Source organism: Saccharophagus degradans 2-40 (assembly GCF_000013665.1).
GTDB lineage: Bacteria > Pseudomonadota > Gammaproteobacteria > Pseudomonadales > Cellvibrionaceae > Saccharophagus > Saccharophagus degradans.
On record NC_007912.1, the window covers coordinates 4,514,474 to 4,531,532 of the forward strand.

Annotated in this window: 19 protein-coding genes; 4 read left to right on the top strand and 15 right to left on the bottom strand. The window is 47.5% G+C overall.

Features of this window, described 5'->3' with window-relative positions; all coding sequences use genetic code 11:
• The first annotated feature begins 6 nt into the window (after nt 1-6).
• The 4 genes from SDE_RS18570 to SDE_RS18585 all read left to right on the top strand — a co-directional run bounded on the left by SDE_RS18570 (nt 7) and on the right by SDE_RS18585 (nt 3,046).
• On the top strand, nt 7-225 hold the full coding sequence (locus SDE_RS18570) for a DUF4266 domain-containing protein (RefSeq protein WP_011470022.1): 219 nt from the start codon (nt 7-9) through the stop codon (nt 223-225).
• On the top strand, nt 212-1,399 hold the full coding sequence (locus SDE_RS18575; protein WP_011470023.1) for a DUF3570 domain-containing protein: 1,188 nt from the start codon (nt 212-214) through the stop codon (nt 1,397-1,399). The genes SDE_RS18570 and SDE_RS18575 overlap by 14 nt, the downstream gene beginning before the upstream one ends.
• An 82-nt stretch (nt 1,400-1,481) precedes the next feature.
• Nucleotides 1,482-2,630: a hypothetical protein gene (locus SDE_RS18580; protein WP_011470024.1), complete on the top strand. Its 1,149-nt coding sequence runs from the start codon at nt 1,482-1,484 to the stop codon at nt 2,628-2,630.
• The gene (locus SDE_RS18585) at nt 2,627-3,046 is read left to right on the top strand and encodes a gamma-glutamylcyclotransferase family protein (RefSeq protein WP_011470025.1); all 420 of its coding nucleotides are present in this window, start codon (nt 2,627-2,629) and stop codon (nt 3,044-3,046) included. The genes SDE_RS18580 and SDE_RS18585 overlap by 4 nt, the downstream gene beginning before the upstream one ends.
• 11 nt (nt 3,047-3,057) lie before the next feature.
• Here SDE_RS18585 and SDE_RS18590 read toward each other — a convergent pair whose 3' ends face one another.
• The 15 genes from SDE_RS18590 to SDE_RS18660 form a co-directional block, all read right to left on the bottom strand.
• Nucleotides 3,058-3,708 carry a putative glycoside hydrolase gene (locus SDE_RS18590; RefSeq protein ID WP_011470026.1) on the bottom strand — a complete coding sequence of 217 codons (651 nt, stop codon included), beginning with the start codon at nt 3,706-3,708 and terminating at the stop codon, nt 3,058-3,060.
• A gap of 152 nt (nt 3,709-3,860) precedes the next feature.
• Nucleotides 3,861-4,409 (bottom strand): heme NO-binding domain-containing protein, encoded by a 549-nt coding sequence (locus tag SDE_RS18595; protein ID WP_011470027.1) that lies wholly within the window; start codon nt 4,407-4,409, stop codon nt 3,861-3,863.
• 181 nt (nt 4,410-4,590) lie between these two features.
• The gene (locus SDE_RS18600; protein WP_011470028.1) at nt 4,591-4,800 is read right to left on the bottom strand and encodes a cold-shock protein; all 210 of its coding nucleotides are present in this window, start codon (nt 4,798-4,800) and stop codon (nt 4,591-4,593) included.
• Between the two features lie 305 nt (nt 4,801-5,105).
• Nucleotides 5,106-5,651: a zf-TFIIB domain-containing protein gene (locus SDE_RS18605; protein WP_011470029.1), complete on the bottom strand. Its 546-nt coding sequence runs from the start codon at nt 5,649-5,651 to the stop codon at nt 5,106-5,108.
• A gap of 99 nt (nt 5,652-5,750) precedes the next feature.
• Nucleotides 5,751-6,728, bottom strand: a complete 978-nt coding sequence (locus SDE_RS18610; RefSeq protein WP_011470030.1) for an AgmX/PglI C-terminal domain-containing protein — start codon at nt 6,726-6,728, stop codon at nt 5,751-5,753.
• 1 nt (nt 6,729) lies between these two features.
• Nucleotides 6,730-7,266 carry an ExbD/TolR family protein gene (locus SDE_RS18615; RefSeq protein WP_011470031.1) on the bottom strand — a complete coding sequence of 179 codons (537 nt, stop codon included), beginning with the start codon at nt 7,264-7,266 and terminating at the stop codon, nt 6,730-6,732.
• Entirely contained in the window at nt 7,266-7,817 is a 552-nt protein-coding gene (locus tag SDE_RS18620; RefSeq protein WP_011470032.1) for an ExbD/TolR family protein, read from the bottom strand. Before SDE_RS18620 ends, SDE_RS18615 begins: the two co-directional genes overlap by 1 nt.
• A 91-nt stretch (nt 7,818-7,908) precedes the next feature.
• Nucleotides 7,909-8,571 carry a MotA/TolQ/ExbB proton channel family protein gene (locus tag SDE_RS18625; RefSeq protein WP_011470033.1) on the bottom strand — a complete coding sequence of 221 codons (663 nt, stop codon included), beginning with the start codon at nt 8,569-8,571 and terminating at the stop codon, nt 7,909-7,911.
• A gap of 40 nt (nt 8,572-8,611) precedes the next feature.
• Nucleotides 8,612-8,911 (bottom strand): hypothetical protein, encoded by a 300-nt coding sequence (locus SDE_RS18630; protein ID WP_011470034.1) that lies wholly within the window; start codon nt 8,909-8,911, stop codon nt 8,612-8,614.
• Entirely contained in the window at nt 8,911-9,579 is a 669-nt protein-coding gene (locus SDE_RS18635; RefSeq protein ID WP_011470035.1) for a tetratricopeptide repeat protein, read from the bottom strand. Before SDE_RS18635 ends, SDE_RS18630 begins: the two co-directional genes overlap by 1 nt.
• A complete protein-coding gene (locus SDE_RS18640) occupies nt 9,566-12,439 on the bottom strand; it encodes a tetratricopeptide repeat protein (protein ID WP_011470036.1) in 2,874 nt (957 codons plus the stop codon). Before SDE_RS18640 ends, SDE_RS18635 begins: the two co-directional genes overlap by 14 nt.
• The gene (locus SDE_RS18645; protein WP_011470037.1) at nt 12,436-14,310 is read right to left on the bottom strand and encodes a tetratricopeptide repeat protein; all 1,875 of its coding nucleotides are present in this window, start codon (nt 14,308-14,310) and stop codon (nt 12,436-12,438) included. The genes SDE_RS18640 and SDE_RS18645 overlap by 4 nt, the downstream gene beginning before the upstream one ends.
• Nucleotides 14,298-14,831, bottom strand: a complete 534-nt coding sequence (locus SDE_RS18650) for a hypothetical protein (RefSeq protein WP_011470038.1) — start codon at nt 14,829-14,831, stop codon at nt 14,298-14,300. The genes SDE_RS18645 and SDE_RS18650 overlap by 13 nt, the downstream gene beginning before the upstream one ends.
• Nucleotides 14,832-15,119: 288 nt before the next feature.
• Nucleotides 15,120-16,130 (bottom strand): FAD:protein FMN transferase, encoded by a 1,011-nt coding sequence (locus SDE_RS18655; RefSeq protein ID WP_011470039.1) that lies wholly within the window; start codon nt 16,128-16,130, stop codon nt 15,120-15,122.
• 141 nt (nt 16,131-16,271) lie between these two features.
• A complete protein-coding gene (locus SDE_RS18660) occupies nt 16,272-17,042 on the bottom strand; it encodes a type II secretion system protein N (protein WP_011470040.1) in 771 nt (256 codons plus the stop codon).
• Nucleotides 17,043-17,059 lie beyond the last annotated feature (17 nt).

The following is a 17,059-nucleotide window of genomic DNA, read 5'->3' on the forward strand; positions in this document are numbered from 1 at the left end:
GGAACTATGCGCACATCACTCGCCATTATTTTGCTTATAGCCCTCGCAGGTTGCTCATCCTTCGAGCCTTGGGTTAAACCCTATGAACGCGAAAATTTAGCCGACCCCATAATGGCGTTTGACAGTAACCCCGCTTCAACTGCGTACATGAACCACGTGTACGAAGCGCGTGAAGCGGCGCGCGGCGCAGAAGGCAGTGCAGGGGGCGGTTGTGGCTGTAACTAATTACCGAGCGTTAACTTTGCGTAAACTACTTGCCGGTATAGCTCTCACCATTACCACATGCACACAGGCAGCAGTATTGCCTGAAGAGCGCACCGAATTTCTATTTCACCAATTTGATGGCGGCGGCGTTACCATTAGCGGGCCATCGGTTTTGGTGCGTAAAAACGTAAAAGAAACCGTATCGCTGTGGGGCAACTATTACGTCGACTCGGTTACCAGTGCCTCGGTAGATGTAATGACGCAAGGCAGCCCCTATACCGAAGAGCGCTTGCAAACCAGCTTAGGCGCAGACTTTCTTTACGACCGCACTACCGTTAGCACTAGCTACACAGAAAGTAGCGAAAACGATTACGACGCGCAAACCATTAGCTTTGGCATAAGCCAAGATATGTTTGGCGATTTAACGACCGTGGCCATGGGGTTTTCTCACGGCAACGATATTGTTATGCGCAATGGTGACGAAGACGAAGAAGTGCAGTTCGAAGATGAAGCCACCCACTCGCGCTATAATTTTGCCGTTACTCAAATTCTCACTAAAAGCTGGATAGTATCCCTAGTAGGCGAAACCGTAATTGATGAAGGGTTTTTAAATAACCCCTACCGCAGTGTTCGCTACACCCAACCCAATGGCAACATAGCAAGGCAACCTGAAAACTACCCTCGCACGCGCAATAGCGATGCTTTTGCCATTCGCTCTATGTATTACATTCCCTATCGCGCAGCGCTAAAGTTTGAGTACCGCACTTACAGCGACAGCTGGGGCATTAAAGCAAACAATTACGAAATACGTTACATTCACCCCTATAAAGACAGATGGAAGTTTACCGGTAAGTACCGCGGCTACAGCCAAACCCAAGCTAACTTCTATTCAGACTTATTTCCCTATTCCAACGCGCAGGACTTCCTAGCGAGCGATAAAGAAATGAGCGCATTCAGCGACTCGCTGATAGGCGTAGGGGTTGCCTATGAAGTGAAATCTAAATACCTGCGTATGTTAGATAAACTTACTTTAAACCTATATGTAGACCAGATGAGTTTCGATTATGAGAACTTTCGAAACCATCGCCTGTCTCAAGGTACAGATGACACACCAGCCGAGTACGCTGCAGGTGAAGAGCCCCTATACAGCTTTGACGCAACCGTGATTCGATTCTTTGTATCAATTTGGTACTAGCCCAACTCTACTAGTATCGCTTTATTTTTATTGGTGCCGGCCTAAAGCCACAACCTAACGAGTTTTACATAAAGGACTTTCCATGCAACGCCCCTACCGCACAGCCCTTTTAACCGCACTTATTGCCGGTTCAACCGCCTTTGGCTTAAGCGCCTGTAAAGCTGGCTACAGCTTGGGCGGCGACGACGAAGGAGAATTCGACGGGGTTGGCGGCGGTTCCAATACCCGCGCTTACTTTGGCCCTGGCTCCCACTGGGAGCTGATTATCGACGATGAAGATAACTCGTTTACCCTGAACAGAAGCGACGACCCCACCACGGAAGCCACAGTAAAACTATCCGGCGCCGTTTTTGAGTTAGACAATGGTTTCACTCGACTGAGCGTTGATGTAACCAACGGCGACGACGGCGGCAACTTTAGCCAAGAAGACGAAATAGCCATGATATCTATTAGTGATGACATGGTTGTGCTGGCGCCACCTTCCGCTGATGAAGATCAACTCCTAGTATTGGTTAGCGCCGATACTTGCCCCAGCTCCAATATTCGCGGCAACTGGATAACCTACAAGCTAAACGGTAACGACAGCCCATCGCGCAGCGGCAATGCATTCTTTGGCGACTACCAATACTCCACCAGCTCTTACACCGGTTTTAGCAATAATCAATTTAACCTGCTTGATTCCTACGACTTCGTAGACGGTGAAACCTTCACTGGCGCAGCTTGTGGCAAAGGTTTATCCATTGGTGATAATCAACATCAATACTTAGGTAGCGGCAACGCAGCGGTAGTGCATAGCCTCGATACAGCAGACGGCAATAACTACGATTTTCGCGTGGTTTTCGAAGCCCGCGAAATAACCAACCGCCCAGACTTAGCCGGCAGCTACGCTGGCCTTTTATACAATGGCGGCAAGGGCGAAGGCAGCAAAACGAAAGTGATAGACATGGAATGCGATACCGCAGGGCTATGCGCTATTACTGCACTGGCGGATTTCGTAGCCGATACCGATAGTGAGACGACCTACGAAATAGAACTAGACGGCACCCCAGACGGAGTAGCGGACGGCTTTATTACTGGCACAATCTCAACCGAGTCAGAAACAAGTACGCCCAACATTGCCTGTATGGCAAATATCGATATTCACGAGCAAGGCGGTAAATTTATGGCCTGTGTTGGCCAGTCCCCCGATGCCACTACTCAAATTTTTAACATCTTTGCCGTAAGCCGATGAGCAAACACATATTCACCTACGGCTCGCTCATGTTCGCCCCCGTATGGCGCGGCATAGTCGACGGTAAATATCGCCATTTAAGCGCCGCAGCAACCGGTATTAAACGAGTAAAAATAGTCGGCCAATCGGCTTCCGAGTCCTACCCTGTTGCGTTTAGGCACCCTTCAGCGCCCTGGTTAACAGGGCAACTTTACTTGAATGTGGAACCGTCAGACTTACAAAAGCTCGATGCATTTGAAGGCAGCTATTACCAACGTGAAACAATCCAAGTAATAGCTGATGGCACGCCTTACCAAGCAGATATTTACTTGCTAAAACGCCAATACTTACACCTAGCCACCGAGCTACCTTGGTCACCACAGGACTTCGAACGCGATCACCTAGAAGCATTTATACGGGAATACAGCCCTGCATAAAGCGACTAAAACTACTCCTCAACTTTGGCACAGCCAGGGTCGCCTTCGGGTAGCAGCCCCAAGCGAATATCTGCAATAGAAATATCCAACCGCCCTTCGGTACTCAGTACAAAAGGCCCGTTAATTTTACTTAAATCAAAACTCTCTCCCGAGCCAAAGTTCGACAAGCAATTTAGCGGTATAGCAAAATTAAACCACTCTTTACGGGGAAATTTGCGCAGGTTTTTGCGTATATCTATTTCCGCACGACAGGGCCAACCGCAATCCATACCTAAATGAACAGGTGAGGATGAAATTTTATCTACCTTAACCCATAAAGACAGCGCGACTTTATCTTCCAGCGCAGCCAAATCAATTTCTGGCCCATATATCGCTAAGCTAGCCTGCGTTTTTTTCTTGGTAAACTCGGCCCGCAGCGCATCGTTTTCGCGCTTATAAGTGGTCGGGCTAATAATTAACTTACCCGACTCCGACTTAGCGGTTAAATCAACCACAGGAACACTCCAGTTTTTGGAATCCCCCACAGAAATACCCCTAGCGCCAACCACTTTGCCATCAGTAAAGTAAACAAATGTAGGGTCAAGCGAATTGGCCACAGCCAAAGAAGAGCAAAGAAAGGTACAAGCGAAAAGAAAACGTTTTACGACAACGAAGATAGTCATGAAGGTCACCTTATTATTATTTTACGCATATAAAACAGCATTAAGTAGCGCAAATAATCGCCAACCAGTATGATAAAGTCAATAAAACCATAAGAATAATAAGAAATAACTGCCGCGAAGCTCTGCCCGCAGGTGATTCAGTTTGGCACCGACTAAGTCGCAAGCTTTATAACATTCAGCTCACAGCAGATATCGCCTCGGTGTAGGCATTTGTCGTGACTGAGCTCAACAGTCTCTCCATAGTGCTTAGCGGCGCCTCGAATAAGCCCCTCAGCCAAAAAACAAAGCTTTCTGGGTGAGTTGTAGCGCATAAGCAAGTGTTGCTCATCCGTAACCTTCACAACAATAACCGGCAAACTGCTCGATTTATTACTATTACGAATTTCGCGATGGATAAGGGGTTCAATGCTCTGGAGAAATCCAAATAAGGTAGGCGATGCAGCAGCATACTGCGGCGACATGCTGTTGAGCGCATCGAATAAATAGCGACCAAAAATCTCTGTTACAGCGGATGCAGAGCTATTTAGCAATTCAGCCACGGCCCCTATATAGGCTATTGCATCGGCATCAGGGTAGTTTTCATTTGCGTCGTAAACGCCCTCGCACTCAGGTGCGACTTTATCCACTAATGCCGCCCACGCGGTAGGCCCGTGAGATTCTTCGATCATTGTTTTAAGCGTTACAAAAACCGCTCCTTTCATGGGCTACAACCTTATGCATGCAGCGATGAACCGCTTTGGCGCATTTTTAGTAAAAGTATTTTCAGTATAGCCCAACATGCGCAAACGCTTGGCGGTAAAGTAGCAGACATAAAAAAAGCGGCTAAAAAGCCGCTTTTTGCGCATCGCACTAGGCGAGCGTTGTAACAGTATAAGCTAAGGCTTATAGAGCTACGATGTTCTCTGCTTGAGGACCTTTTTGGCCTTGAGTAACAGTGAACTCAACTTGTTGGCCTTCAGCCAAAGTTTTGAATCCAGAGCTAGCAATAGCGCTGAAGTGAGCAAATACGTCTGGACCAGACTTCTGCTCAATAAAACCAAAACCTTTAGATTCGTTGAACCACTTAACTGTACCGGTAACTCTGTTAGACATAATCATATCCTGAGATAAAAATGTAAAAATTGTGTGCCTTGTAGGGCTTGGGTAGCGCGAAATCAGACTGGAACTTTAAAACTACAGGACGAAGGATTATGAATCAAACAACGAAAAGGAGGTTTTAATCAAGAGGCCTTTTTCTAGCTGATCACCAGTTTATAGCTCTCTATTGTAATGTCAACATTTTGTTAGAGTTTTCTATGCTAATTTTTAAAGCCGTGAAAACCAAAACGAAGCGCACGCCAAAACACTGTACGAGGCCCCTATTTGGGCCTCAAATACTCTTTTTTTAAGACGAAATTTTAGGCTTTATAGGGGTCGTCGGAAACCAGAAACGCAATTATTTCGGCTCGATTATCCAAAGGCTGAATAAGCTCACGAAAGGCTTTAATGGCTGCATAGTTTTCACCAAACTCTTTGGCGTAGATACCGTCTAATACCTCAGCTGTTTTAGCCGCGCGTATTTTATTTTGCCAAGGGGCGGTAAATATTTCGTTTAGCCGTCCAGCCAGGCCGCGGGTTTTCAATAGCTCCCATTCACCCTTGTCCATCCAAATTGCATTAATAGTGGGGCTAAGGTCTATACGGTGATCGGTATTACTGGCAATGCGATACTTGGTCATAAACAACCCTGTTTTAGGGCATATCATGGCCTGCGCTGTTTCGCTCACTTCAAATGACTCACCACTCACCGTTAAGTTGGCAAGGTTGGGGTTACCCTCTTTCCATTTAAGGTAATCTGCTAGGTATACAAAGCTGCCCCCGCAATTGTCACATGTGTGACACGGAAACAAAGTATCGAGATAAGCAGGTGCCAAATTACCCGCTTTACAACTTGTACATTTCATTCATTGTGCTCCTTTGTTATTACGTCATTTAACCGCATAGCCACAGCTAGCACAAACAAAAAAGGCGCCCGAAGACGCCTTTGTAGAACCCGTTTTTGCTTAATAGGGCAAGAAATCTAGCGAGTAGTTTACTGTCGTGCGCAGTACGTCCCTTGTGCCAAAGTTAATAAGCCTTATGCGGCCCAGCAACTTCTTCTCTAGGTCTGCATCATTAAGCTCGCTGGAAACAATTTCGGCGTCCACAACCTTACCGGTTGGGTCAATTACGATTTTGAATACCACCTTACCTTCTAGTGTAGGATTCTTACGCAACGCTTTGTTGTACACGTTAAATATAAGCGCTTTGTTTTTATCCATAACAGAACGAATTTCTTCGTCGCTGCGACGCGATTTCTCACGTACCACTTCTTCTGCAGTCGCTTTGTCACCTGTTCCCGTGGCCGTAGCAATTTTGCTAGTAACGCGCGTAGACTCTTTACCGGATAAGGTTGTACCGCCAACATCGCGCGATAAATTTTCGGTGTTAATACCCGCACTCTTAGATGATGCCGAAGCGCCGATCAAAGCGCGATCTAGCTTCTCTTCTTCACCTGTACCCTGCACCAATTGGTCAGTAGTCGCATCGGATAAGTCCACGGTATCTTCGCGCATATCGCTTAGCATATCGGCAAACTGATTCAGCTCTGCTGCCGCGGCCTCCTTAGCTTCTACCAACTTAACCTCTTCCGGCTCTGGTTTAGGCTCAGGTTTTGGTTCGGGCTCGGGTTCTGGCTCCGGTTCTTTTTCTGGCTCGGGTTCTTCTTTAGGTTTTTCTTCTTCCTTTTTTTCTTCCTCTTTTGGGGGCGGCGGAGGTGGCTCAGGAATTTCCTGTTTTTCTAATATTACTTGCGCCAACTCAATCGCTTTTTCTTCCAGCTCATCTCGGTCCGGCTCTGGAACCTCAATGCGGGTAATAATTACCGAAAGAATAAAGAACAAAACAAAAAGGACTAACCCAATTACCCAAAAGCGAGAATCATCCTGCTTAGAGGAACTCCAAGGTAACTGCAAATTGGGCGCTGCGATAAGTTTAGCCATGCTACCCCTCCCCGCCAGCGCTTTCCAACAAGCCTTCAGCCGATGCGTCTGGCACCTGATTTACCGCGAGCGATATATTGCGGAAATCGGAGTTGGCACAGGTGGACATCACTTTTTTAATCATGGTGTAAGGAATACTTTTATCCCCCATGATTGTTACGCTTCTGCCTTTTGTTGCCTCTTCTTCATTTTTATAGGGCTTATTTTTAGCGCGGCGAGCTAACTCATCCGCCAGCGCCGTAATATTCAACCCTTCTTCCGCGACTGCGTTTTCTACCGTTACTATGCTGCGCCCGCCAACAATTATATTGTCTTGGCTAATCATAATTATCAGGTTGTTATCTGGCTTTTTCTCAGCGATAGACTGAGGTAAGTCGATATCTTTATTGCTTTGCAGCACCTCCACTTCCGATGAGTTAACCAACAGGAAGAAAACCAGAATGGTAAAAATATCCATTAGTGAAACGAGGTTAAGCTTAGGCACACTGTTGCGCTTGTGGTGACGCGCCATACGTTTAGCATGTATAGACTGTTTCATTATTGCGCCCCCCCTGTTTGTGCCGCTGCCGGTGGAGGAGCATCGCCCAAAGAAATAGCGGGAAACAATTCTGCATCTACCACCGAGGCCACAGATACAGCTTTAAAGCTACGCACTGTATCCATAGAGCGAATAATGGTTTGATAATCGGTATCGGGTTGCGACAAAATCAAAATGTCTTTTTTCTCAATACCCTGATCTTTCAACAAACGTTTTACTTCCCGCAATACGGTTTGCAACATTTCGTAGTCGTAAACCATTTCTCCGGTTTCTTCATCCGCCTTTTGCGGAATGCGGCGTAAAGGCGCACCTGCGGGGTAGTTAACCACCATTTCGGTTGGCTCTATCACCACTTCAAGTATTTCATTTTTCTTTTCGTCGTCTTCTGGCGCCGAGGAACTGGAGGAGAGATCCGGCAGTTTTAAGTCGAGCACACTAATGTGCGACAACACCATGGTCATCAGAAGTACAGGAACCAGAATAATCATCAGGTTCATAAAGGAAGTGATATCTAAATCCGCTTCCTCTTGTTTTCTATGTCGTTTTCGCATAGCGACCGCCAAGCTAATCCGTCTTTAATTGTTCAAAGCAGTATGCATTCACTGCTACCCAATAACTGTGCCTAGCACAATTTAAAGCGGCTTACTTAGCTGCGTCTGTAGAGCGAGATTTTGCGGCAAAAGCATTTGCTGCAGACATAATGTTCAAGCACTTCACGCCAGCCATTTCTAAGCTATCTACAATTTCTGTAGTTTTACTTTGCAACATTGCGTGCAGCATAAGCAATGGAATTGCCACAATTAGACCGAATGCAGTGGTGTTCATGGCGAGAGAAATACTGTTTGAAAGTAGCGTTGCCTTTACTGCTGGATCGGCGTTTGCCACTGCGGTAAATGCTTCGATCAAACCCATAATGGTACCCAAAAGACCAAGCAGGGTTGCAATGTTGGCTAGTGTAGCGAGATAAGGCGTACGCTTTTCTAAACGTGGCACCGCTTCCATAACACCTTCTTCCATCGCGTATTCAATTTCATCGCGACGCGGTGTTTGCTGTAAGCGCGCTATACCGGCGGCAACAATACGCCCAACTGGCGCTTTAGATTGACGCGCTAGGTCAACAACCGCGCCGTAGTCTTTTTTGCGCAACAAAGGCAAAATGCGGTCAAAGGCGCGACGGTTAGATACTTTCGCGTTAGTTAAAAAGATAAAACGCTCGATCGCGATAGCCAAACCCACCACCAAAACCAATGCGATTGGATACATAAACTCCGCACCGTTTTGGAAAAAGCTAATGATTGTATTCATTGGTGTTGCCTCCAGTTGTAAACCCTAATATTTTTAAAAATTATTTTTCAGTTGCAGGCGCTTCTGCAACAGCTAAATCGTTTAACAACTCTAATTGACGAATATGCTCGCGGCGTTCTACATGGCCAAACACGGCCTCTAAACGCGTATTAAGTTGCTGATATAAAATTGTTTTATCTTCTGCCTGCTTCCACGGCACAATATAAAGTACTTTAGGCTGCTCTTGGTTGCCTGTAACAGTTGCGCTGATATTCACTACTTCATCTTCTTGCGCAACGGCATTATGCGTCCAACCTATTACTAGCCAAGTAATAGCTATTAACCCTAGTCGTTTATTCATTAATCGTCTCCATTGGCGATGCGTCGCTCGAGGTCGATAATCCAGCCTTTAAGCTCGCGCGTTGGCTCGCCCTGAATTTGCGCCAATAATTTATAGCGCTCTAGCGCTTCAGGCAATTTACCTAAATATAAATCGTAGAGTATCGCGGAGTTTTTAAGTGAATCTGCGTGGTGCGGCCATACCTCCAAGGCGCTTTGGTAGGCCATATCCGCCTGCTCAAATAGGCCCTGCTCGCGGTACGCCAAACCCAACTGACTGTAAGCATCCATATTGGTAGGGTTGGTTTCTATCGCGAACTCAAGCGCTTTAACCGCTTCTTCGTAGCGTTTGGTTTGCAGGTAAACAATACCTAGGTTCACATACGGGCCAGATAACTCTGGGTAAGTCTCAGTCATTAACAGCAATATGTTTTCTGCCTGCTGCCATTGTTTTTCTTTCATCGCGGTTTGCGCGGCAGCAAACTCTTTTTTCGCCTGGCTAGGTGCAGAACCCTTGGGTTGGTAGGGGCTTGGAATTAACACAAATGGGGTTTCCTCGCCTTCGGCTGTTGCCGCTTGCTCGGCTTCGTCTTTCTTGCTCGGCGAAGATGTACAACCCGCAACAACTAATAACGCCAATGCGCAACATAGGGTAAGCGCGCGCTTTAACTGCCCATTAGAACAAAGCATCACTCACCTCCAGTGCTTCTTCTTTTTTGCCGTAGCGTGCGGGCAGTAATTTTGCCAGTGCCGCAAAGCTTTCTTTCACCCAGTCGTCGTAAATACCTGCGCGGGTGCGTTTAACGTTGGCCGCGTGAATATCTATCGATTTCTCTTCGAAGGGGTAGGCCTGCTCTTCAATCAATATTTCGTATTGCTCTAACGCCAATTCATCTAAACCCTGCGGGCGTTCGGAGTCCATCAAGTCTCTACTAAGCTGACGATAAATTTCACCAATGCGGTAATTTGCTAAAGTTGCAAATTCCGCCACGCCATAATCTATAACCCCTTTATAGGATTTAAGCGCGGTATCGAGGGCTGCCTTTTTCTTTTTAAGGCTCGATTTAATCGGCTGATTTAGCTTAATGCGATTAAAGGCAAGATAATCATCTTGGGCGAATTCTGATGCTGCCATTGCCGCCAAATAATTAGAGCGCGCGGTTTTGCTGTCGCCCGCTTTTTTATTCTCGGCAATTAATTCTTTTAACCAAAACCGGCGTTTGCTCGAATCACCCGCTTGCTCGTACAGGGTAACCAACTTGTAACGCGCTTCTGTCGCCAATCCAAATGGCTGCGGGTAGTTGTGCGCGTAATCGCGATACTGTTCGATGGCTTTTGCGGGCCGGCCAGATTTTTCATACAGCTCGGCAGAAAGGTAGCGCGATTGGCGGCGCAACTCTGGGTCCGATTCGTCGCTAGCCATTTTGGCTAATACCGCTGCGGCTTTATCCCACTGCTCCGACTCTTGGTAAATAAACGCGAGCTTAGCGGGTATATCGCGCGACAAACTATTGGTGGGGTAACGGGTTTTAAATGTTGTAAGCACATTTTCCGCTTCATCCCAACGCTTTAGCTCCATAAGATAAACCGAAGCGTCGTACTGCGCGCTGATGGCAATGTCGCTATCTGGCGCAACAGCTTGAATGGATAACAGCCTATCAATAGCACCAGCTTTATCGCCGCCGGCAATTTGCAATTCAGACGAGCGGAATATACTTGCAGCTATACGCTCAATAATTGCAGTTCGCTCTGGGTCGTTTGCCTCTTGCAGGGCAAGCACTTGGCGATACGCTGTTTCGGCTGCGTCGAAAACATTTAAATCAAACTGACTGTGCGCCAACACTAGCAGTGCAGTTTTACGTAAGTTTTTATCAGGTTCTGGCTGCCAAGCAACAACCCGTGACGATAAAATAACGGCTCTATCTAGGTCACCGCTTTTAAATACATCTTCCGATGCTTGCGTAAGCACTGCAACCGCTTGTGGGTGCGTTGGATAGTAATCGGCAAAATTAACCGAGCTGGTAATTTTACGCTTAGCCCAAGCTGCTTGCGTTTGCTCTTGAGTTTGTTCAACCAGTTTCGAGAGCGTAATGATGGCAGCGTAGCCTGCTTCACCTCCGCGTTTTTTATCTAGGTAATCGTAGGCAACGGCTTCATATGCATCTGCCGCCTCTGGGTAGTAGCCTGCCTCAAAATAGGCTTCGCCCATAAGAAAGGCCATTTCTGGCGTTTTCTCATCCTGCGGGAAGGTGCGCACGAATTGATTATAAAAATCAGCCGCTTTTAAATAAACCGGTAATGCGTCGTCGGGTTTAACCAACTCACCTCGTTCAGGCTTTTCGCCCCGCGCCTTAAGCCGTTTGTATTCTGCATCAGCAGTAACAAGTGCTTGAGCACGGCTGTGATAGTAGCTCGAAAGTTCTTCTATGTACTGGCGTAAATACGGCTTTAGCGGGGCGCGCTGCTCTTCACTGCGCTGTGCCCAAAACTCACTATTAATGCCGTAGTTTTGCACATACTCTTCTTTAGCCGGCAAAATTTCACTTGGGAAATTGCCGAGGTTATATACCTCAATGGCTTTTACGCTAAAGTCTGGCGCTTGGTTTGTAGTTGGGAAATGCTTTACGTAATGGCGATAGGTATCGGCACTATCACGATAACGGCGCTTCTCTAAGTACAAGTCACCCAATTGCATATACAACATATATTGGTAGTGACGCTGGCCTAAATTGTTGTACACCTCGGTAATGGTTTCGGCACCGTCTATATACGAGAACACAATAGCCACAATGCGCAACGTGTCTGCTGCCATATTTTTTTGGCTGTTGCTCATTTCTTCCGACGACTGCCCTTCGACCAAAACCGTATCTAACACTTCGGTAAAGGAGCGAATAGACGCGCGATAACTATTGCGCTTAAATTGCGACCAACCGTGCATATACACAGCGTTTAAGTAGAAAGGGGTTTCTTTGCCGCGCGCCATAACCTGGGCGTACAGTTTTTCCGAAAGGGCATAGTCACCTTCGCTAAAGGCTAACTCGGCACGACGGAATTCAGCTTCTGCAGCGTAATCTGATTCTGGGTGGTCGCTAACCAAAGCGCCCAACACTTGATTGGATTCATCGAGCTTACCATCTAACGCATAAGCCTTAGAAAGCTGATACAAAATACGCTCGTTCGTTGGCGTGTCATCCACACCTTGTCGCGCTTTGTTTAGCTCAAGCAATTCTTGATACATGGTAATAGCGCCGCCAAAAAACTCCCCCTGTTCTTCGGCGGTAAGCTGGCGATTTTCGCTGCGCGCCATTTCTATATCGGCTAGACGAATAAGAATTTTGTGGCGTATTTCAGGGTCGATCGCCACTTCTAACGCCGAGCGATAACTTTTTTCAATTTCGCCAAGCTCTACCCGCGGCACTGGGTTTAAGTCGTCGGGTACTGAGGCGGCCTCTAAGCTTGCCAAGGTGCGACCATACTTTGGCCCATCGTCGCTAAACATGCTACAGCCGCTTGCGGCAACCACTAAACTAGCTAGAAGAAGACGTTTCACTGGCCGTCCTCCACTGCATCGTAATCGGCTTGCTTGTTGGCTTTATCGTAAAGGCGAGCTATAGACAAACGGCTTTGCGCCAAGTACTGCAGAATGTTGTAGCGTTGGGTTTCTAACACATCGTAAATTTTGTCGCGCAGCGTATCTTGTTTGGCAAGTAGCGCGCGATCTATACGCGCTTTTTCTGCGGTTAAACGATTGTGGGCTATATCTAGCTGCTGAAGGTAGGGCGAAATATCCTGCGCCTGACCCACAATTTTTTGAATAGATTGGTGACGAGCTCGAACTTGAGTAAGCGTTTCATCCAACTGCGCCAATACTTTTTCGGCGTGCCATAAACGGTCTGAAAACTGGCGGCTGGCATTCCACAATAAAATACCGCGATAGCGGCGCATGGCTTCTTCGGTTTCGTCAATAAACGGATCTGAGTCGCGCACTAATTCAATAGTGGCTGCAGATCGCTCTACGCGGTGGATTAAATCGGCTTCCTCGCCTTTGGCTAGCGCAAAATAATCATTGCTTGCCTTGATTTGCTCAATTTTCGCTGCCATGGATTCGCGCTTGGCAACCATTTCGTTAATCTGCTCGGTTAACTGCTGCTCGGCCAGGTACTGCATTTTTGCGGTGCGATCAAACTCGCGCGCATCGAGCATATCGGTGTAAAAGGTAAGTTTTTCTAGCCAGTTGTTGTAGGTATTTTGAATGGCGAGTAAGTCGCGCAGTTCGTGCACTTCCTTTTCGAAATCTTCTCGCGAAAAAAGCGCCACTAAGTAGCTAATTTCTGGGGTTAGCTGATTTTCTTTGGCGTAGCGCAACCAATCTAAACGCTGGCTGCGACTAATTTTGAGCACCTCCAACATGGAGTCGCCCTGTAAGTTCGCCATAATATCGTCAATTTCAACTAACGCCGCCGAGAAGCGACCCTCTGCGCGCTGAAAATGCTCAAGCGCCAACCCCTCTTTGCCCAACTGTTCGTAGGCATAGGGCACAGCTACCAAAGCCTCTTGGGTATTGGCATCCACTAACGATAAGGTAGAGAGGTGATACCAAGGTTTTAGTGCCTCGGTGTAATCGTCTAGCTCCGCTGCGGCCCAACCGTACCCAAGTAACGCACGACTCGACAACGGGCTATCGAGACGCACCTTAGAAAACTGCAAAATAGCTTCGTGAGGACGGCCGGCAAATAGCAAACTGTAACCAGAAGCGGTCATGGCTTTATCGTAAAGGGAGCGATGCTCTTCGAGCTTAAACTCTTCTTCTTCGAACTTTGAATAGTAAGCCAACGCGGCGGTGTAGTTTTGTTGACGCGCCCACGCCGAGCCCAAATTGAAATACAAATAAGGCAGCCAGCCTTGCTTAGGCTGCTGCTTGGCCAAGATAGATTCTGCACGCGCTAGGTTGCCCTGCTTAATGGCTGTGCTCACGCGCAGCGAGGTAAGTTCGTTGGCAATATGCTTGGCGGGTTTGGGGCTGATGCGATTGGCGGCGTCTTCTGCGGCATACCAGTCGCCCTGCTGATAGCGCATACGCGCAAGGTAAAACCAAGCAGCATCGCGCACATGCACTGGCCGATTCTGCTCTAAAACGCGCTCAAATATATCGCCTGCGTACTGATCCATCCCGTACGCGAGGGCAAAGCCACCCTCCATAATATCGGGGTTATCACCGTGGCCGCGCACACCACCGCGCTGTTTGGCCAGCAGCAATTCCGAGAAAGCGGTAATGTGCTCTTCTTGAAAATAGTGATACAGGGCAACGCCGTAGCGCAAATCGGCCACAGCAGTAAGAGGCTCTTCTTTAGCGAAGGCCGAACAAGGTAACGCAAGGCAAACAGCTAGCAGCCCGCGTTTGGCGACACTTACAGCTCCCATTCTTTAATATCAAATTCCGGCTGCATGTTAGAAGTCGCGTCGCGTATGCGAAGCTCCAGCATTTTTGGGTCGTCGTCTTTTTCAACAACCATGGTGGCGGCGCGTTTGTAATCGCGGCTGTCTGGGCCTTTACCGGTAAAAACCGCAGTAATTTCGTGATCGCCCGTTTTAACGTTGCCTATATATAAACGCTGTATGCCGCCGCGAATTAACGCGTCATTTTCGCGCTCGGTGTATAGGTGCGAAGCAACAACTTGATCGTCTATTTTAAGCTTTACGGAATCCAGGGTGAAAAATTGGCCTACATCCATAGATAAAAACACCACCATTTGGGTGTTGGCAGGGAACAGCAGTTCCTCTTCAAGGATGAGCAGGTCACGGTTTAATTCTAGTGCTGCTTTTTTAAGGTCTTCAATATCTTCGCTAAGCGGTGATGCCGTGGCTTCGGTCACAGCAGCTTGTTCTGTTTCGCCCTCAGCTGCTTCATCTTGCGCAAATGCTGCGCCCGCCGCCAAGCACATTGCGAGGGCACCAAACCGAAAAAGGTTTAACACGCCAAGACCAAGGCCTTCTAATAGGCGTTTGGACCCACAAAATGCCAAATTTTGGCAGTTATTAACTCTCAAGGTCACTCTCCAATAACAGGTTAAGCAAGGATAATAACGCCAGAAGGCGGCTTACCATTCAAACCTACATTAAAAAAAATAGCGCTATCGTCTAGGCCTGCGCGTAACTTTTTACGTGTAATGTGACACACGTTTGATTTCGATCGAGCGGATTGTTTTTGCGCCGACCTTATTGTTCGATTATCAGTCTGCAGCTGCAGCTTCGGCTGGCGCGAGGCCGGCGCTGTAATGCACCTTACCTTGGCGATCTATAATTATGCCGTCCACTCCTTGCAAACTGTTGACCAACTCTAGCCCTTTTTCTACTCCCAGTACAAATACTGTTGTAGATAACGGGTCTGAATCTAACCCCCGTGGCGCCAATATAGTTACACTGGTCACTTCCGAAGCTGACTTACCGGTTTTGGGGTTTAGAATATGGTGCACGCGCTCGCCAGTATGCTCATCAATAAAATAGCGCTCGTAGTCGCCAGAGGTAGACACAGCCGTATCGGTTAACGGAATGCGAATCGCAGCTTTGGCGGCTGGATCCTCTGCCCTTGGGTTTTTAATGCCCACTACCCACGGCCTACCTTGCCTGTCGCCCAGTAAATAAGAATCCCCGCCGGCACTAACACTAGCGTGTTCGACCCCCATTGTGCGCAGTATTTTAATTGCGTTATCAACCGCGTACCCTTTAGCAATACCCCCCAAATCAATTCGCACATTTTTATGCTTAAAGAATACACTGCGTGTTTTTTCGTCTAATACAATCAAGCGATAGTTGATGGCGGGTAATAAATTTTTTATTTCATTTTCTTGCGGTTGTTGATGTGCTCGATAATCGTAACGCCAACCAACAGAGGCGAAGGTAATATCAAAAGCTCCGCCGCTCAATGCACTTACGCGTAAAGAGTGATGGATTAGCCAATAAAATTCTTCAGAGATTTTTTGCGGGGCTGTAGCTGCATCGCGATTGACGCGCGCCAGCTCACTGGTTTCTAGATAGGGCGAAAGCAGTTGGTTTATGCGCTCCATTTCGGTCATTACCGATGTAATGGCAAGCTTGGCGTGCTCGGGGTTTTCATCCCATAAGGTAACGGAGATTTCCGTGCCCATTATTCCTTGGGTTTCGCTATGCCATAGCGCCCATGCGTTAGAGGCTAACGCAACATAAATAAATAAACCTACAGCAAGGCGAGTGGGGTAGCGCATGTTAAATCCATTTACTTCTCGGTGTGGAAGCGTGCGGCCAAGTATAGCCGCAACCACCACTTAAATAACACATTAACTATTGCGTTTAATCGACCAGCAATGAAAAGGATTGATTCAAACTATCCATAAGCGCACAAGCACTTACCAAACTATTTTATAGGCGCCGTCTTCTAACTCTTCACCAATAACAGGCAGTGCTTGCACCAAAAGTTCTGGCGCATTGCTAAGCGGTTTAACCGTGCCGTTTAGCTTCCAACCTTGATTGGCCATCCAATCGGCATTTAGCTTGGTTTGAAATGGGGCATCCAAGTCAAATACATCTGCCGCTAAACCGCCGCGACCATTTTCTTTTACATTAGCCGCATAAGAGCCAAGCGAAAACCAAGTGCCATCGGCGAATACGCGCGCGTTCTGCCAGCTAACACGTGCGTCCATTTTTTGAATGGATTGCGGTGTGACCTCAGCCGAAATGACTTCTATAGAGCCTGTACCACTCGCTTTGCCACCATTAGGTAACAACGCATTGACTATAGCTACTGAGCCATCAATCGATACATTTTTTAGCTTGGTTGTACCGCCGGCCGACTGACATAACTTACCCGAAATATTTTGTCTGGCTTGACTCGCCTTAAATTCCACGCATGGGCTTAACACTAATAAAGACCATGGGCTCAGGGTCCAAGACACTTTACCTAGCGCAATAGGGTTGCCCGCTATGTCTACTTGGCTTGCGCCGGCTTGGCCGTTCCACAAAGTACCGCGCACACCGGTTAACCATAAGTTGGGTACAGCATTGTGCACAGCCGATACCGCATAGGCCGCAGGCACACGCGATAAAACCAAAAACAGAAAGTACGCCACTAACGCAAGAATAACGAGTAAACGGGCGAATTTTTTAAGTATATTTGCCATATAAGTAGGTTAACGCT

What these genes read in the sequence shown, in the direction of transcription:
- SDE_RS18635 (WP_011470035.1), bottom strand. Translation starts at nt 9,579, where the DNA reads ATGCTTTGTTCTAATGGGCAGTTAAAGCGCGCGCTTACCCTATGTTGC.
- SDE_RS18655 (WP_011470039.1), bottom strand. Translation starts at nt 16,130, where the DNA reads ATGCGCTACCCCACTCGCCTTGCTGTAGGTTTATTTATTTATGTTGCG.
- SDE_RS18650 (WP_011470038.1), bottom strand. Translation starts at nt 14,831, where the DNA reads ATGTGCTTGGCGGCGGGCGCAGCATTTGCGCAAGATGAAGCAGCTGAG.
- SDE_RS18585 (WP_011470025.1), top strand. Translation starts at nt 2,627, where the DNA reads ATGAGCAAACACATATTCACCTACGGCTCGCTCATGTTCGCCCCCGTA.
- SDE_RS18600 (WP_011470028.1), bottom strand. Translation starts at nt 4,800, where the DNA reads ATGTCTAACAGAGTTACCGGTACAGTTAAGTGGTTCAACGAATCTAAA.
- SDE_RS18595 (WP_011470027.1), bottom strand. Translation starts at nt 4,409, where the DNA reads ATGAAAGGAGCGGTTTTTGTAACGCTTAAAACAATGATCGAAGAATCT.
- SDE_RS18615 (WP_011470031.1), bottom strand. Translation starts at nt 7,266, where the DNA reads ATGAAACAGTCTATACATGCTAAACGTATGGCGCGTCACCACAAGCGC.
- SDE_RS18580 (WP_011470024.1), top strand. Translation starts at nt 1,482, where the DNA reads ATGCAACGCCCCTACCGCACAGCCCTTTTAACCGCACTTATTGCCGGT.
- SDE_RS18660 (WP_011470040.1), bottom strand. Translation starts at nt 17,042, where the DNA reads ATGGCAAATATACTTAAAAAATTCGCCCGTTTACTCGTTATTCTTGCG.
- SDE_RS18620 (WP_011470032.1), bottom strand. Translation starts at nt 7,817, where the DNA reads ATGCGAAAACGACATAGAAAACAAGAGGAAGCGGATTTAGATATCACT.
- SDE_RS18630 (WP_011470034.1), bottom strand. Translation starts at nt 8,911, where the DNA reads ATGAATAAACGACTAGGGTTAATAGCTATTACTTGGCTAGTAATAGGT.
- SDE_RS18590 (WP_011470026.1), bottom strand. Translation starts at nt 3,708, where the DNA reads ATGACTATCTTCGTTGTCGTAAAACGTTTTCTTTTCGCTTGTACCTTT.
- SDE_RS18645 (WP_011470037.1), bottom strand. Translation starts at nt 14,310, where the DNA reads ATGGGAGCTGTAAGTGTCGCCAAACGCGGGCTGCTAGCTGTTTGCCTT.
- SDE_RS18570 (WP_011470022.1), top strand. Translation starts at nt 7, where the DNA reads ATGCGCACATCACTCGCCATTATTTTGCTTATAGCCCTCGCAGGTTGC.
- SDE_RS18610 (WP_011470030.1), bottom strand. Translation starts at nt 6,728, where the DNA reads ATGGCTAAACTTATCGCAGCGCCCAATTTGCAGTTACCTTGGAGTTCC.
- SDE_RS18625 (WP_011470033.1), bottom strand. Translation starts at nt 8,571, where the DNA reads ATGAATACAATCATTAGCTTTTTCCAAAACGGTGCGGAGTTTATGTAT.
- SDE_RS18605 (WP_011470029.1), bottom strand. Translation starts at nt 5,651, where the DNA reads ATGAAATGTACAAGTTGTAAAGCGGGTAATTTGGCACCTGCTTATCTC.